This window comes from Methyloparacoccus murrellii (assembly GCF_054657115.1).
In genome coordinates this window covers 1-367 of the sequence record NZ_BAAHXD010000132.1, presented here as the reverse complement: position 1 = coordinate 367, position 367 = coordinate 1, and the positions used below count along the sequence as shown (strand labels likewise).

Annotated in this window: 1 protein-coding gene; it reads left to right on the top strand. The window is 58.9% G+C overall.

The window, feature by feature from the left end; all coding sequences use genetic code 11:
• Positions 1-66: 66 nt before the first annotated feature.
• Positions 67-367 (top strand): transposase (locus ACYQ1H_RS15600; protein ID WP_460028956.1); only part of this gene is annotated, 301 nt, incomplete at its 3' end.

The window sequence follows — 367 nt, the reverse complement described above, 5'->3', positions numbered from 1 at the left end:
GGAACCTCTGAACAACTCCCTGCGGTAGGATAGCGCCCACCGATTACTGCCCCTTCGGATGACCCCATGAAACAGCTCACCTTTGCCTCGCTCAGCTATGACCTCAAGAAGAAGCAAACCCGTCGGGAGCGCTTTCTGCTGGAGATGGAGCAGGTGGTGCCGTGGGACGCGTTGTTGGCCGTGGTCGAACCGTTCTATCCGAAACCAGGTCAGCCAGGGCGTCAGCCGATGCCGTTGAGCATGATGCTGCGGATTCACTGTTTGCAGCAGTGGTTCGATCTGTCTGACCCAGGGGCTGAGGATGCCCTATATGAGATCGAATCCATGCGCCGCTTTGCCGGCATCGAGTTGGGCGAGACCCCGGTTC